Raw genomic sequence first — 14512 nt, 5'->3', positions numbered from 1 at the left:
CTCGACACAGTCCGCCGATTGATCAAAGATAGGGTTGCATAACCTTCCCATCTCGTCAAATGGCAAAACAAGTTCCCATGCGATCACATAAAGGATTCCGCCAGGTCTGTTTCTGCAGATCAGACCTGGGATTCGAGTGCGGTCTCAATATTCGGTGCGTCATGCGCCGGGTACGCATGCACCAAGGCGGTAGCGAGTTTGGGTACCGCGTGAGTGAGCGAATGCTCGGCGCTGTGTGCAATCGCGTGAGCTTCGGCAAGCGTTGCCCGGGGATCGATGTCGAGTTCTGCATCGGCATGCAGTCGGTGTCCGATCCACCGCATCTTCAGATCACGAACACCGAGGACTCCGGGTTCGTGCATCAATGCATGCTCGGCGCCGTCCACCAACTCCGGTTCGACGCCGTCCATCAACCGCCGGAAGACGTCTCGCGCTGCAGTCCTGAGCACCGCCACGATGGCCACGGTGATGACAAGGCCGATGATCGGATCTGCCAACGGGAAACCCAGCGCAACTCCCCCGGCCCCCAGAAGGACTGCGAGCGAGGTGAATCCGTCTGTCCGAGCATGCAATCCATCGGCCACCAGGGCCGCTGAACCGATTTGCCTGCCGACCCTGATCCGATACAACGCCACCAATTCGTTTCCGATGAAACCGATCAAACCTGCCGCCGCTACCCAACCGAGGTGCTCGATCTCGACCGGGTTGATCAATCGCCTCACCGCCTCGACACCGGCGATCACTGCCGACAGTGCGATCATGGCGAGCACGAACAGTCCGGCCAAATCCTCCGCACGCCCGAAACCATAGGTATAGCGCCTGGTTGCAGCGCGCCGACCGAGCGCAAAGGCAATCCAGAGTGGGACTGCCGTGAGCGCGTCGGAGAAGTTGTGAATGGTGTCCGCCAGCAGCGCCACCGAACCCGAGATCGCCACGATCGCAACCTGAGCAACTGCGGTGACTCCGAGCGCGACAAGACTGATCTTGACCGCCCGGATGCCGATTGCGCTCGATTCCAATGCGTCGTCAACACTGTCGGCAGCGTCGTGACTGTGCGGGGAGAACACTTCGCGGACTGCCGATCGAAATCCCTTCGGCCCGTGGCCGTGTCCGTGGCCGTGGCCGTGACCGTGGGACGTCTTTGGTTCGTGCGTCATGACGCACCTTCTTCTTGATCGCTACGATCGACCTTCGCCGAGCGCTCCGGGTGTATCTCCCGAAGCTCACCTTCACTACGGTGATGCCCCGGCAATCCTGGTCCGGCATGCTCGGCATTGAAGACCGCATCCGTAACCAGTTGGCGCACATGGTCGTTCTCCAGACGATAGAACACCGTCGTACCATCGCGGCGCGTTCGTACCAACCTTGCCATGCGCAATTTCGCCAGGTGCTGCGACACCGAGGGCGCCGGCTTGCCGACGCGTTCCGCCAGTTCGTTCACCGAGCACTCGCGGTCTACCAATGCCCACAAAACCTGCACACGGGTTGCGTCGGCCAGCATGCGGAACACCTCGACTACGAGGTCGACTTGATCATCGGGAAGCTTGCGGCGACAAACACCACTATCTGCGTTCATACGTAGATAGTAGATCATGCTGGACGCCGAAGATGACCTCTCGTCGATTCACCAGTTGTGCAAAGCTTGGCGGCAGAGCCCTTCGCCACTCGCAGACCGGGAGACAACGATGAGTACCGACGATTGGAACGCAGGAATCATTGCGGAGTTTCGGGAGAACGAGGGCAAGGTAGGTGGCCCCTTCGAAGGTGCGCCCATGGTGTTGGTCCACCACACAGGACGCAAATCCGGACGCGATTTCGTGAGTCCCATGATGTATCTGGCAGACGAGCAGGATCCGAAGACCATCTACGTTTTTGCATCCAAGGCCGGTGCCCCGACCAATCCCGACTGGTACTACAACCTCGTTGCCACCGACCAGGCAGAGGTCGAGATCGGCACCGAAACATACCCGGTCTCCGTCAGCGAAGTAACCGGCGAGAAGCGTGACCGCATCTACGACGAGCAGGCCAGTCGATACCCGGGATTTGCCGAATACGCGGAGAAGACAGCTGGGATCCGCACAATTCCGGTGGTGGCACTGACTCGCGCGTAAATCCTGATCGCGCCTCCCCGCCGTTTCCATCCGGAAACGGCAGGGATCGTTTGTACGGAATCACGACACTGAAGACGCTTTGACCTCAGCCTTCGAATGCCGTCCGAGCAGCACGTATCCGACCCAGGATCCGACAACCACTGTCGCCGCGAGCGCCTGTACCAGGCCTTCGATACTCGCCGGATAGAACACGCCGGTGATGTAGTGCGAGATGAATCCGGTGGACGGCAACTCCGCGATACCGGCCATTCGGCGGGCCCAGTTCTCGAGATTGGTCAGCGGGCAGTCATATCCGACCGCTATCGAACCGGCTCCCCAGACGACTGCAAGAAGGTGGAAACCGATGGTACGACGCCACTTCCACGCCACGAACCCACCCAGCACCACATAGAGGACAAACGCGAAGTGGACGAACACCGTCACTACTTCGATGAGCCGATACACCATCGTCGTCTCCGCTCGTGGCGCGGAAGTCCCGCAACAACCAGACTAATCCGATGTTAGTCCTCGTAGAGGTGATCTACCCGGTGTATGCAGCGGTCGTGCGAGCAGCGGCGGCTGCAGCCGCATCCGGGTCGTCGCCCGATGCGATCGCAGCTTCGGCCCACAGTTCACTGCTTCCCGCGATGAATGCCTTGGCCTCGTCGCTCGCCGACCACTCGGGTGTCTCGAGTGGCGTCGCGATCCCCAGTTCCACGTGTCGAGCCAGCCCGAGCAGTCCCATGTCCCACCCGACACCGACGGCACCTGGACCGTACTCGCCCCACCGATCCGGCTCGACGTCCGCGGCGTGTTCGAAGTCGAACAGCGTTGCACCACTGCCTTTTTCGGCGAGATTCACGGTCACGTAGCTCACATCGCCGCCGTATTCCCAGGTGATGCGAAGTGTTCGAGGAGCATCGCACGCCAAAATTTCGCCGCCGGCGTTGCCCTCGAGCTGATAGTGGCCGCCGATCCTGGCTTCTCCCCCGACCGGCATGAACCATTGGGGAATGCGGTCGAACTCGGTGATCGCCGCCCAGACCGTGCCGATGGGCGCCGCGAGGGTCCGCGACATGCGCAACGTGCGTGTTTTCGACTCGTCACCGCCGAACGGGCTCAGCTCTCGCGCTACCACCTGCAACGAATCAACCGCTCTGTCGACCACGACGCTCCTTGGTTCGGGAAAACTTCAGCTCAGTCGCTGCTGTAGATGTACCGATACTTCTTCTCCAGCGGCACTCTTGCCGATCGCCTTGCAGAGCGCCACGCGCAGCGGAAGCCAGTGTGGACCGTCACCGGACGGCATCAGCGTCGCCTCGAAGGGATGTTCACCATCGATAGTCCCGACCACCTTCACAGCGCGCCTGGTTCCCAGAAGTTCCGCCGAACCAGGCACCGTCAGAAATGTCGCAAACGCCCCGTCTTTCTCGATGGGAGCGGTGAAGGCGTAATCGAGCGGTTGTGGAGTCTTGTCAGCGGCCATCTCGTGTCACTGTTCCGCAGCGAGTAGGACGTCGGTGTCGAAACAGGTGTGAGTGCCGGTGTGGCACGCGGCGCCCTCCTGATCGACGATCAGCAAGACCGAATCGCCGTCACAGTCGAGTCGCACTTCGTGGACGTACTGGGTGTGCCCCGACGTCTCACCCTTGACCCAGTACTGCTGGCGCGAGCGCGAATAGTACGTCCCCTTACGGGTTTCCAGTGTTCGCGCGAGCGCTTCGTCGTCCATCCACGCGACCATCAGCACATCACCGGTCGACTTCTCCTGCGCAACCGCGCTGAACAGTCCGGCGTCGTTTCGCTTCAGCTTCGCCGCGATTGCGGGATCAAGACTCATATGACGTTTATACCTTCCACCTGTGACTTCCGTGGAATTCCCCTGCTTGGTCGCCGTAGAATGGAAGTTTCTTCGCTTCTCGCTCTGGAAGAGGATCCGACATGAACCATCAACGTCATGACGGCCCACACCCGGAGTACACCTGCCACCTCGTGAACGCGAGCACCGATCGCGTCCCGACCCGCCACATCGTTGTCGGGATCGGCACAGGCCTGAGCGGCAAGAATGTCGTCAGCTACGGATTGACGCTTGCCGCCAAGGAGGATTCAGCACTCCACGTCGTTCACTGCATCACGTCCGAGGACTTGCCTGTCGAAACCGACTCACCACAGTTCGAAACGCGTCTGCACGACGAGATGGTGTCGCAACGCGAACAGACAACCTCGACACTTGCCTCGCACACGGACACCTGGACATACGACTGCACCTACGGCGACCCGGCCGGTGTCATCCTCGCGACCGCGGACAAGTACGACGCCTTCACCATCGTGATCGGCTCACCGCGAAAAGGCGCTGCCTCCGCGGTGAGCCAACTGATACACAGCTCGGTCTCTTCCCGACTGAACCGGCAGAACCGCTATCCCGTGATATCGGTTCCGAGCGGAGTCAGATCGGCGAGATAGCCGAACACGGGGCATGCCCGCCTAGCTGATCGAATAATCCTCGAGCGGAAAGCGTTTCGCTTCGACAAACGCATTGCGTGTAGACGTGGGCCGCAGGATCGCCGCCTCCCCGTGCTGATTGAAGTAGTAGCTCCGCGAAGTCTGGCAACTGCCGCCGTAGAAGACGGAGTCCGCCAGGTTCGCCGTCATCCGGTCCAGGAACTCGGCGTTGGCGGTTTCGGTGACCTCGAACGTCTCCGCGCCACGCCGCTTCACCTCGCCGAACAGTCGATCCATGTGCTGCATCTGGGATTCGATAGTCGTGAAGTAGGACAACCCGCTGTACGAGTACGGACTGGCGAGCGTGAGGAAATTGGGGAAGTAGGGAACCGCGACCCCCTCATAGGCCTGGAAACGGTTGTCGCGCCACCACTTACCGAGGTTTCGGCCCTCACGGCCGATAACCTCGATGGCCGGAAAGTTCACATCCCAGAGGTTGAATCCCGTTGCCAGCACCAGCGTGTCGATCTCGGTCTTGCGGCCGTCGGCCGTGACGATTCCGTCGGCAGCAATGTGGTCGATCGACGTGGTTTCGAGGTGCACGTTGTCTTTGGTGAAGGTACGGAAATAGCTGTTCGAGAACGTGGGTCGCTTGCACCCGAAGTCGTAGTCCGGTGTGAGTTGCTTGCGGAGATGCGCGTCACGGACCTGCGACCGCAGAAACGCTCGTGATGCGGCTGCAGCGCCCTTGTTCAACAGTTTGACCTGCTTGTAATGCAGGACCGCGCTGACCATGATCATTTCGAGTATCGACGAACTGACAGCGCGGGCGATTCGCTGGGTGAGCGGAATGCGCGAGAACAGCTTCTGCACTGCGCTCGGAATGGGGACGTCGATCTTGGGAACGACCCAGATCGGGGTGCGTTGGTAGACGGTCAACTCTGCGGCCTGCCGCGCCACCTCGGGGATCAACTGCACGGCGGTGGCGCCGGTTCCGATGATTGCAGTCTTGGTGCCCGACAAGTCGTAGGAATCGTCCCAGGCGGTGGTGTGGATGATCTTGCCCGCAAATTCGTCGATACCGGAGATGTCCGGTCGATGAGGCTGCGAGAGGAAACCCGTCGCAGTCAGGAGGTACTTGGCAGTGATGTCCGGTGCCCCCTCCACGGATACGACCCAGTGCGAGGAATCTTCGTCCCAGCGGGCTCCGTTGACCACGGCACCGAACGTCATGTGCTTCCGCAGGTCGTACTTGTCCGCGACATGATCGGCGTACTTCTTGAGTTCGGCACCCGGTGCGAAGAGCCTGGACCAGTTCGGATTGGGCTCGAACGAATACGAGTAGGTGACCGACGCGATGTCGACAGCCAAACCGGGATAGCGGTTGACGTGCCAGGTTCCACCCAGATCGTCCTCACGCTCGAGGATCGCCAGGTTGTCCAGGCCCATCCGCTTGAGTTGAATGGCCGCACCCATTCCGCCGAAGCCCGCCCCCACCACTACTGCGTCGTACTGCACTGCCATCGGAGAATCCCTCTCATGAACTGCACACCCATGAACCACGCACCCGTGAACTGCACATCAGAAACTGACACGTCATTCCGTTATTGAGAACGGTATCATTCCAGACGTGACGAAGGCCATGACCCGAGCGGAACGAAAAAAAGCGGAATTGCGCCGCGAGATCATCGACGCATCATTCGAGTGCTTCGCGGAACGCGGCTACCACGCGACCGGAATTGCCGATATCGCAACAACTCTCGGAATCGGTCACGGCACGTTCTACCGATACTTCGAGAACAAGCGCGACATCATCGACCACGTCATCGACGATCTGATCGCAAAGATCATCAGCGCACTCGCCGTCGAAAATGCCCCTGACGCAGCAAATACGTTGGACGAGTACCGCGCCCAGGTCGGTCGCATCGCCGAAGCGCTCCCCCGCATCTTCTTCGACGACCCGCGCATTCCGCGGGTTCTGCTCTTCGAGACGACAGGCGTCGACGCCGATCTCACTGGCCGGATGCTCGATCTACTCGACCAGTCGGCATCGTTGACCGCGGCGTACCTGCATCACGGAGTCGAATGCGGCTATCTACGCGCCGACCTCGACGTCGACAACACTGCGCAGGCCGTCAACGGCATGATGCTGGCAAGTGCGATTCAAGGATTGCGAGCCGATTCGTCCGTCGACTGCACCACGCTGAACCAAGCCATCAGCCGCCTCATGTTCGACGGAATCCGCGCCGAGAACGCCTAGCGAACGACGATTCCCTCGGCACGCATCGCATCCTTGACCTCCGGGATGCTCAGATCGCCGAAGTGGAAGACACTCGCTGCGAGAACTGCGTCTGCGCCCGCTTCGACTGCCGGGGCAAAGTGCTCGACCAGGCCGGCACCGCCACTGGCGATCACCGGTACGTGGACTGCTGCCCGGACAGCGCGGATCATCAGAAGGTCGAAGCCCGCTTTGGTGCCGTCGGCGTCCATGGAGTTGAGCAGGATCTCCCCCACTCCCAACTCGGCACCACGCTCGGCCCACTCGACAGCGTCGATGCCCGTGCCGCGCTTGCCCCCGTGCGTGGTGACCTCCCACCCCGACGGTGTGTCCGGCTGCCCCTGGGGAACGGTGCGGGCGTCGACCGAGAGGACGATGCACTGCGAGCCGAAACGCTCACTCAGTTCCTTGAGCAGTTCCGGGCGCGCAATCGCCGCGGTATTGACGCTGACCTTGTCGGCACCGGCACGCAGCAGACGATCGACGTCCGCGACCGTGCGCACTCCACCGCCGACGGTCAGAGGAATGAAAACCTGCTCGGCAGTACGACTTACGACGTCGAGCATCGTGCCACGATCCGACGTGGAGGCGGTGACGTCCAGGAAGGTCAGTTCGTCGGCGCCCTGAGCGTCGTACGCTGCCGCGAGTTCCACCGGATCTCCGGCGTCGCGAAGATTCTCGAAGTTGACACCCTTGACCACTCGTCCGGCGTCGACGTCGAGGCACGGAATCACACGAACTGCGAGGGTCATGACTGTGGTCCTCCTGAGGACGAAGCGCGCGGATCACCGAGCGCGTTGAGGATATCGAGAATCTCACCGTGGATGCCCGGGGCGGCAGCGAGCACCGACTCCGATTCTACGGTCCACGGGTTGCCGGCCAGATCGGTGACCACCCCACCCGCACCGCGAACGAGAGCGACCCCGGCCGCGTTGTCCCACGCGTTGCGGCCGTAGACGATCGCTCCGCCCAGGATGCCGGCCGCCGTGAAAGCGAGATCGACTCCGGTGGAGCCGTGTATCCGGATCCGCGAGGACACCTTGCTGATCTCGGCGAGGAGGTCGAGACGGAAACTGCCGGGGATCCGGCCGCGACTGTTGACGTTGAGGGCACCCAATCCGACGATCGACGACGCCAGATCGGTTGGCTCCAGCGGCGGTACGGCGATTCCGTTGACCAACAACGGACCGCCGGCACGAGTGGCGTACGTGTGACCGATCAACGGAAGCCAGGTCAATCCGAGCACCGGGACACCATCGTCGAGAAGCGCCAACAGTGTTCCGGCAGTAGGCAATCCGGCCGAATAGTTGAAAGTACCGTCGACGGGGTCGAGAACCCAGACGAGCCCCGAACCGACGTCTGGGCCGCCGAATTCCTCGCCGTGCACCTCGATGCCGGTCTGCTCGAACAACTCCGCGGTCAACCGCTTCTCGAGCGCAAGATCGACCTCGGTGGCAAAATCACCCCAGCCCTTGCGGACCGCACTCGGGGCGCCGACACCGGCGACGAACTGATCGTGGACGCCATCGAGAAGCCGACCCGCAATCGCGAGAAGTTCGTCGAGGTCACGCGTCGGAGTCATCTGGAAAATCTATCCGGAAACTGCTGCCAGCGCTTCGGGGAGAGTGAAGCGACCGGCATACAGCGCCTTGCCCACGATCGCGCCCTCGACACCCTGATCAACCAGGCTGGAAATGGCGAGCAGATCCTCGATGGTCGACACACCACCGGAGGCGACGACGTGAGCGTCGGTGACAGCGCAGACCTGACTGAGAAGTTCGAGGTTGGGACCGGTGAGTGTGCCGTCTTTGGAGACGTCGGTGACGACGTAACGGGTGCAGCCGTCGCGATCGAGACGGGCCAGAGTCTCCCACAGATCGCCGCCGTCGGTGACCCAGCCGCGCCCACGGGTGCGGTACTGGCCGTCGACCAGACGAACGTCGAGTCCGACGGCGATCTTGTCGCCGTACTTGGCCAATGCACGGGCACACCACTCGGGATCTTCGATAGCGGCGGTTCCGAGATTGACGCGGGCACAGCCTGTGGCCAGTGCAGCTTCCAGGGAAGCGTCGTCGCGGATTCCTCCGGAGAGTTCCACCTTGACCGTCAGGTCGCCGATGACGCCTGCCAGCAGTTCGCTGTTGGACCCACGCCCGAAAGCGGCGTCGAGGTCGACAAGATGCACCCATTCGGCACCGTCGTTCTGCCACGCAAGAGCAGCGTCGCGGGGCGACCCGTAACCGGTCTCACTTCCCGCCTCTCCTTGCACGAGGCGAACAGCTTCACCGTTGACAACATCTACAGCAGGCAAAAGGACCAGGCTCACGTGCGGTAACCCTAGTAGGTCAGGACCTCGAACCGTCTTCCGGGTCACCGAACGCTTTTCGGGTCATCCGCTTGGATACGACGCCCATTGCCGCGATCGCAGCAACGACCCCCACGAGACCGATCGCGAGACCGACACCCGGCGAGGGTTTGAGCACGACGATGACGACGGTGGCGACCGCCAACGCAGCCACAGCGGCGCCGAGCGAGAACAACGCCAGACGAGCGAGGGAAAAGTCGTCGCCGCGGTTCGGGCCGGAACTCCCGGTCACAAACTCTGCACCCAGTTGCTCAGCAACTCGGCGCCTGCGTCGCCGGATTTCTCGGGGTGGAACTGCGTTGCCGACAACGCACCGTTCTCGACGGCAGCGAGGAACTTTCCGCCGTGATCTGCCCACGTCAGCTTCGGAGGTGCGATGTGCTCGGACGGCGCGAGTTCCCAACTCTGCACACCGTACGAGTGAACGAAGTAGAAGCGGGTGTCGGCGTCGATACCCTTGAACAGCGTGCTCGACTCCGGAGCCTCCACGGTGTTCCAGCCCATGTGCGGCAAAACCTCTGCTTGCAGCCTCTCGACGGTGCCAGGCCATTCGCCGCAGCCCTCCGCCTCGACACCGAATTCGACTCCCCTGTCGAACAGAATCTGCATGCCGACGCAGATACCCAGCACCGGTCGGCCACCGGCCAAGCGTCTACCGATGATTCGGTCACCCTGGACTGCGCGCAGACCTTCCATGCAGGCCGCGAACGCACCGACGCCGGGCACCACCAGACCGTCGGCCGCCAATGCAACCTTCATATCGTTGGTCACCTCCACCTGCGCCCCGGTGCGCGCCAGTGCGCGAGTAGCCGAATGCAGGTTGCCGGAGCCGTAATCGAGTACAGCAATCGTGGAAGCGCTCATGCCCCAACTCTATCGGGCAACCCTGCTGCCAATCACTTTGCCGCCCGCGGCCAGTGCCGGGAGCAGAGCGACAACGACCGCGGAGACCGCGAAGACCCACGCATAGCCGGCAGTCGTGGCCACGAATCCCAACGCCAATGCACCGATTCCGGTGCCGGCGTCGTAGCCGATGTTCCAGATCGCGCTGGCGGATCCGAGTTGCCTCGGGCCGGCAGCCTGAAACGCCATGACCAAGGATTCGTTCTGCACCGCCCCGAACCCGAGCCCGAAAAGGACCGCCGCGCAGAACAAGACCGGCGTCGACCCGCCGTCGACGTTGATCGCGAACAGCACCAATCCGATGGTCGACGACGCCAATGCCGGCGCGAGTGTCCGACCACTGCCGAGACGATCGGCGATCAGGCCCGCCGAGTACCGGCCGATCAACATCGATCCACTGGCGGTCGCCAACACCACACCTGCAACGGCCGCGCGCTCCGAGATTGCGATCGGCAGTAGAGACGACAGCCCGCCGAACGACGCGGACACACACGCCAGAGCGAGCACCGGGACCAAGACGACGAACACACTCAACCGGGCGGATTCGCCGGTGGGCTGGGCGAAGATCTTCGGCAACCCGGCAATGGCCACCAGCGCGAGTGCCGGGATCAGCGCACCGAGAACGAACACCGGTGTTGCCGACCACCGTTCCATGATCGCAAGCCCCAGCGGAAGCCCCGCCATTTGTGACGCTGCGATCGCGATTCCCTGAGCGCCGGTGGCACGGCCCAGAATTCGTTTGGGCGCCAACTCCGCCACGAGCGCACTGCCGGCAACAGTCAGCATGCCGAAACCGATTCCTCGCACCGCGGAAACCGCCAGGACGGGGCCGGCGTCGGCCGAGATCAACAGCACCAACGACGGTGGACCGAGGAGCAGACATCCGACCGCCAGCACGCGCCGGTAGCCCTGCGTCCGCAACAACCGAGGCACGAGCAGTTGCGTCACGACTGTGGCCGCCATGAAGACACCGGTCACCGATCCGGCGAGCGCATCCGATCCGCCGGAATGCGCAACCAGCAACGGCACCACCGGCAACAGCAACGACCAGCCACCGAAAGCTGCCGCCGCCATGATCAGGACACCGATCATGCCCGGAGTGCGAAGCAACCCCGGCGATGGAGCAGGATCTTGCGTCTCAGACACAGTCACTTTTCGCGTCACAGACGCAGTCACTTTTCGCGTCACAGACGCAGTGCGCCCGCTACCGCCGCCAGAACCGCCAACGCCAGAAGGATTCCCGACGCAAGCTTGTTGACCTTGAACATCGAGTAGGCGCCGCCCACGGCAATACCCGCGCCGATGAACAGCAAGTAGGTGAAGAGGACGCTCACAGTGTGCCCTTCGTCGACGGCACGCCACTCACGCGCGGATCCGGCTCGACCGCCTCACGCAGAGCGCGCGCAACGGCCTTGTACTCGGCTTCGGTGATGTGATGCTGATCGCGGCCGTACAGAACCCGAACGTGCAGTGCGATACGTGCATTCAATGCGATCGACTCGAACACGTGGCGGTTGATCACCGCGTGATACGGAACGCCCGGGTACCCGCCGATGACGGAATGCACCATGTAGTCGGGCTCACCGGTGTGCACGCAGTAAGGGCGACCGGAGACGTCGACCGACGCGTGCGCCAGCGTTTCGTCCATCGGGATGAAAGCGTCGCCGAAACGACGGATGCCCTTCTTGTCACCGAGAGCCTGGCCGAGCGCCTGGCCGAAAACGATCGCGGTGTCCTCGACGGTGTGGTGAGCGTCGATCTCGACGTCACCCTTCGCCTTGACGTCCAGATCGAAGCTGGCGTGCGTACCCAAGGCATTGAGCATGTGGTCGAAGAACGGAACGCCGGTGGAGACGTCGACGATGCCGGTCCCGTCCAGATTCAGTTCGACGACGATGCTTGATTCCCGAGTTGTTCGTTCGATCCGCGCGATGCGATCGCTCATGCCGTCTCTCCTGAATTCGTGTCGACCAGCTGGGTGCCTGCGATTTCGTCACTGGCCTTGATGAACGCGTCGTTCTCGGCTTCGAGTCCCACGGTGGCCCGCAGATATCCGGGGATGCCGATGTCGCGGATGAGAACCCCGCGGTCGAGGTATTCCTTCCACGCCTGTGCGCTGTCGGTGAACTGACCGAACAAGATGAAGTTCGCGTCACTGGGAATCACTCGGAAACCGGTGTCCGCCAGCGCCTTCGACACCCGATCACGCTCGGCGGACAACGCGTGGACACTGCCGAGGGTCTCGTCGGCGTGACGCAGGGCGGCACGTGCCGCCGCTTGCGTGACCACCGAGAGGTGATAGGGCAAGCGCACCAACAACAGTGCGTCGATGAACGCAGGAGCGGCGGCGAGGTAGCCGAGTCGGCCACCGGCAAACGCGAAAGCCTTGCTCATGGTGCGGGTCACAACCAGCTTGGCCGGGAACTCGTCGATCAGCGTCATCGCGCTGGGGGCAGCGGAGAACTCCGCGTACGCCTCGTCGACGATCACGATGCCCGGCGCCACGTCGAGGATGCGTCGTAGTTCCGCAATACCGACGCTGTGTCCGGTCGGGTTGTTGGGACTGGTCACGAACACGACGTCCGGTCGACGTTCCTCGATCACTGTGACGGCAGCATCCACGTCGAGTGCGAAGTCGTCCCGACGGAAGACCTCGACCCACTCGGTATCGGTACCGTCGGCGATGATCGGGTGCATCGAATACGAGGGAACAAAACCCATCGCGCTACGTCCCGGACCTGCGAATGCCTGCAACAGCTGCTGCAGAATCTCGTTCGATCCGTTTGCCGCCCACAGATTGTCGACGGTGACCGGTACACCCGTCTGCTTCGACAGGTACGCCGCCAGATCCGTCCGCAACGCGACAGCGTCACGGTCGGGGTAGCGGTGCAGTTCCTTCGCGGCTTCGCGCACGGATTCGGCGACATCGTCGATGAGCGCCTGCGTCGGCGGATGCGGGTTCTCGTTCGTGTTGAGCTGAACAGGCACCGTCAATTGCGGTGCGCCGTATGCCGACTTTCCACGCAGGTTCTCGCGAATCGGAAGGGCGTCGACCGTAATCGATTCTCCAGGAGCACTACTCATCGCAGAGCCTCGAATCGCAGACGCACAGCCTCGCCGTGAGCGGGCAGGTCCTCCGCGTTGGCGAGCGTGATGACGTGTCCGGCAACGTCTTTCAGAGCCGACTCGGAGTAGTCGATCACGTGGATCCCACGCAAGAAGGTCTGCACGCTCAGACCGGAGGAGTGACGTGCACACCCGGCCGTCGGCAGAACGTGGTTGGAGCCGGCGCAGTAGTCGCCGAGGCTGACCGGCGCCCACGGGCCGACGAACACGGCACCAGCGCTGGTGACCTGAGCTGCGACACCGGTTGCGTCCTCGGTCTGAATCTCGAGGTGCTCGGCCGCATAAGCGTTGACGACGCGCAGACCAGCGGAAACATCAGAAACCAGCACCGTGCCCGACTGGCTGCCGGTCAGTGCCGTGGTGACGCGTTCGCGGTGCTTGGTGATCTCGAGCTGCGCAGCCAGAGCCTTGTCGACGGCGTCGGCCAATTCGACGCTGGTCGTGACAAGAACGCTGGCGGCCATCACGTCGTGCTCGGCCTGGCTGATGAGGTCGGCGGCAACGTGGACCGGGTCAGCGGTGTGGTCGGCGAGGATCGCGATCTCGGTGGGACCGGCTTCTGCGTCGATGCCGACCAGTCCGCGGCACAGACGCTTGGCCGCAGTGACGTAGATGTTGCCGGGACCGGTGATGAGGTCGACCGGGACAAGCTCGGTTCCATCGGTGTCGGTTCCGCCGTAGGTAAGGAGGGCGACGCCCTGCCCGCCGCCGACGGCCCACACCTCGTCGACGCCGAGCATGGCTGCGGCGGCGAGAATGGTCGGGTGCGGCAATCCGCCGAAGTCGGCTTGGGGCGGCGAGGCGACAACAAGCGACCCGACGCCGGCCGTCTGAGCCGGCACGACGTTCATGACAACGCTCGACGGGTACACGGCATTGCCGCCGGGTACGTACAGCCCGACGCGCTCGACCGGCACCCAACGCTCGGTGACCGTGCCACCCGGAACGACCTCGGTGACGGTGTCCTTGCGACGCTGATCGGCGTGCACCTTGCGGGTGCGCTCGATCGCAACCTCGAGGGCTTCCTTGACTGCGGGGTCGAGTTCACGAAGTGCGCGCTCGAGCTCGGCTGCGGGTACACGAACCGAAGCCGGACGAACGCCGTCGAACTTCTCGCCGAACTCGAGGGCGGCTTCTGCCCCGCGATCACGAACAGCTTCGACCATCGGGCGAACCTGATGCAGCACCGCGTCCACATCCACTCCACCTCGGGGAAGCGCGGCGCGAAGTTCGGCCGTGGATGGGGTACGACCACGCAGGTCGGTGCGGGCAAGCATGAGAGTTCCTCTCGTACGCAAACGGGGTGCC

General features: G+C 62.8%; 20 protein-coding genes. 3 read left to right on the top strand and 17 right to left on the bottom strand.

Annotation, left to right across the window (positions count from 1 at the left end; all coding sequences use genetic code 11):
* Positions 1-119: 119 nt before the first annotated feature.
* Together B0E55_RS26695 and B0E55_RS26690 are read right to left on the bottom strand one after the other, a co-directional pair.
* Positions 120-1157: a cation diffusion facilitator family transporter gene (locus B0E55_RS26695; protein WP_029255498.1), complete on the bottom strand. Its 1038-nt coding sequence runs from the start codon at positions 1155-1157 to the stop codon at positions 120-122.
* Positions 1154-1576 carry an ArsR/SmtB family transcription factor gene (locus B0E55_RS26690; protein ID WP_020907992.1) on the bottom strand — a complete coding sequence of 141 codons (423 nt, stop codon included), beginning with the start codon at positions 1574-1576 and terminating at the stop codon, positions 1154-1156. Before B0E55_RS26690 ends, B0E55_RS26695 begins: the two co-directional genes overlap by 4 nt.
* Positions 1577-1685: 109 nt before the next feature.
* On the opposite strand from B0E55_RS26690, the gene B0E55_RS26685 reads away from it, so the two are divergent.
* A complete protein-coding gene (locus B0E55_RS26685) occupies positions 1686-2111 on the top strand; it encodes a nitroreductase/quinone reductase family protein (RefSeq protein WP_029255500.1) in 426 nt (141 codons plus the stop codon).
* Between the two features lie 60 nt (positions 2112-2171).
* On the opposite strand, the gene B0E55_RS26680 is transcribed toward B0E55_RS26685, so the two are convergent.
* From B0E55_RS26680 to hisI, 4 genes are all read right to left on the bottom strand, one after another.
* Positions 2172-2558 carry a DUF2784 domain-containing protein gene (locus B0E55_RS26680; RefSeq protein WP_020907994.1) on the bottom strand — a complete coding sequence of 129 codons (387 nt, stop codon included), beginning with the start codon at positions 2556-2558 and terminating at the stop codon, positions 2172-2174.
* A 73-nt stretch (positions 2559-2631) separates the two neighbouring features.
* Positions 2632-3258, bottom strand: a complete 627-nt coding sequence (locus B0E55_RS26675) for an SRPBCC family protein (RefSeq protein WP_020907995.1) — start codon at positions 3256-3258, stop codon at positions 2632-2634.
* Between the two features lie 24 nt (positions 3259-3282).
* A complete protein-coding gene (locus B0E55_RS26670; protein ID WP_080910825.1) occupies positions 3283-3576 on the bottom strand; it encodes a DUF1905 domain-containing protein in 294 nt (97 codons plus the stop codon).
* 6 nt (positions 3577-3582) lie between these two features.
* Positions 3583-3930 carry a phosphoribosyl-AMP cyclohydrolase gene (hisI, locus tag B0E55_RS26665; RefSeq protein WP_003942390.1) on the bottom strand — a complete coding sequence of 116 codons (348 nt, stop codon included), beginning with the start codon at positions 3928-3930 and terminating at the stop codon, positions 3583-3585.
* Positions 3931-4031: 101 nt separating this feature from the next.
* Between hisI and B0E55_RS26660 the strand changes: the two genes are divergently transcribed.
* Positions 4032-4553, top strand: coding sequence for a universal stress protein (locus tag B0E55_RS26660; protein ID WP_020907996.1), 522 nt, complete (start codon positions 4032-4034; stop codon positions 4551-4553).
* 21 nt (positions 4554-4574) lie between these two features.
* Here the strand turns inward: B0E55_RS26660 and B0E55_RS26655 are convergent, their stop codons facing one another.
* Entirely contained in the window at positions 4575-6056 is a 1482-nt protein-coding gene (locus tag B0E55_RS26655; RefSeq protein WP_020907997.1) for a flavin-containing monooxygenase, read from the bottom strand.
* Between the two features lie 118 nt (positions 6057-6174).
* Here B0E55_RS26655 and B0E55_RS26650 point away from each other — a divergent pair, with 118 nt between their 5' ends.
* On the top strand, positions 6175-6792 hold the full coding sequence (locus B0E55_RS26650; protein WP_029255504.1) for a TetR/AcrR family transcriptional regulator: 618 nt from the start codon (positions 6175-6177) through the stop codon (positions 6790-6792).
* Here B0E55_RS26650 and hisF read toward each other — a convergent pair.
* From hisF to hisD, 10 genes are all read right to left on the bottom strand, one after another.
* The gene (hisF, locus tag B0E55_RS26645; RefSeq protein ID WP_003942380.1) at positions 6789-7562 is read right to left on the bottom strand and encodes an imidazole glycerol phosphate synthase subunit HisF; all 774 of its coding nucleotides are present in this window, start codon (positions 7560-7562) and stop codon (positions 6789-6791) included. The genes B0E55_RS26650 and hisF overlap by 4 nt on opposite strands.
* Positions 7559-8392, bottom strand: a complete 834-nt coding sequence (locus B0E55_RS26640; protein WP_021333657.1) for an inositol monophosphatase family protein — start codon at positions 8390-8392, stop codon at positions 7559-7561. Before B0E55_RS26640 ends, hisF begins: the two co-directional genes overlap by 4 nt.
* 9 nt (positions 8393-8401) lie before the next feature.
* Positions 8402-9136 (bottom strand): bifunctional 1-(5-phosphoribosyl)-5-((5-phosphoribosylamino)methylideneamino)imidazole-4-carboxamide isomerase/phosphoribosylanthranilate isomerase PriA, encoded by a 735-nt coding sequence (gene priA, locus B0E55_RS26635; RefSeq protein WP_003942371.1) that lies wholly within the window; start codon positions 9134-9136, stop codon positions 8402-8404.
* A 19-nt stretch (positions 9137-9155) separates the two neighbouring features.
* Positions 9156-9407 (bottom strand): hypothetical protein, encoded by a 252-nt coding sequence (locus tag B0E55_RS26630; RefSeq protein ID WP_019748773.1) that lies wholly within the window; start codon positions 9405-9407, stop codon positions 9156-9158.
* Positions 9404-10039 carry an imidazole glycerol phosphate synthase subunit HisH gene (gene hisH / locus B0E55_RS26625; protein ID WP_003942389.1) on the bottom strand — a complete coding sequence of 212 codons (636 nt, stop codon included), beginning with the start codon at positions 10037-10039 and terminating at the stop codon, positions 9404-9406. Before hisH ends, B0E55_RS26630 begins: the two co-directional genes overlap by 4 nt.
* A gap of 9 nt (positions 10040-10048) precedes the next feature.
* Positions 10049-11170, bottom strand: coding sequence for an MFS transporter (locus B0E55_RS26620; protein ID WP_024487482.1), 1122 nt, complete (start codon positions 11168-11170; stop codon positions 10049-10051).
* Positions 11171-11262: 92 nt separating this feature from the next.
* Positions 11263-11412: a hypothetical protein gene (locus tag B0E55_RS31985; protein ID WP_007732248.1), complete on the bottom strand. Its 150-nt coding sequence runs from the start codon at positions 11410-11412 to the stop codon at positions 11263-11265.
* Positions 11409-12023, bottom strand: a complete 615-nt coding sequence (gene hisB, locus B0E55_RS26615; protein ID WP_003942383.1) for an imidazoleglycerol-phosphate dehydratase HisB — start codon at positions 12021-12023, stop codon at positions 11409-11411. The genes B0E55_RS31985 and hisB overlap by 4 nt, the downstream gene beginning before the upstream one ends.
* Positions 12020-13162 carry a histidinol-phosphate transaminase gene (locus B0E55_RS26610; protein WP_019748776.1) on the bottom strand — a complete coding sequence of 381 codons (1143 nt, stop codon included), beginning with the start codon at positions 13160-13162 and terminating at the stop codon, positions 12020-12022. Before B0E55_RS26610 ends, hisB begins: the two co-directional genes overlap by 4 nt.
* Positions 13159-14481: a histidinol dehydrogenase gene (gene hisD, locus B0E55_RS26605; RefSeq protein ID WP_020908000.1), complete on the bottom strand. Its 1323-nt coding sequence runs from the start codon at positions 14479-14481 to the stop codon at positions 13159-13161. Before hisD ends, B0E55_RS26610 begins: the two co-directional genes overlap by 4 nt.
* Between the last annotated feature and the right edge of the window lie 31 nt (positions 14482-14512).

This window comes from Rhodococcus sp. 66b (genome assembly GCF_002076325.1).
Classification (GTDB): domain Bacteria; phylum Actinomycetota; class Actinomycetes; order Mycobacteriales; family Mycobacteriaceae; genus Rhodococcus_F; species Rhodococcus_F erythropolis.
This window is presented reverse-complemented; position numbering and strand designations above follow the sequence as displayed.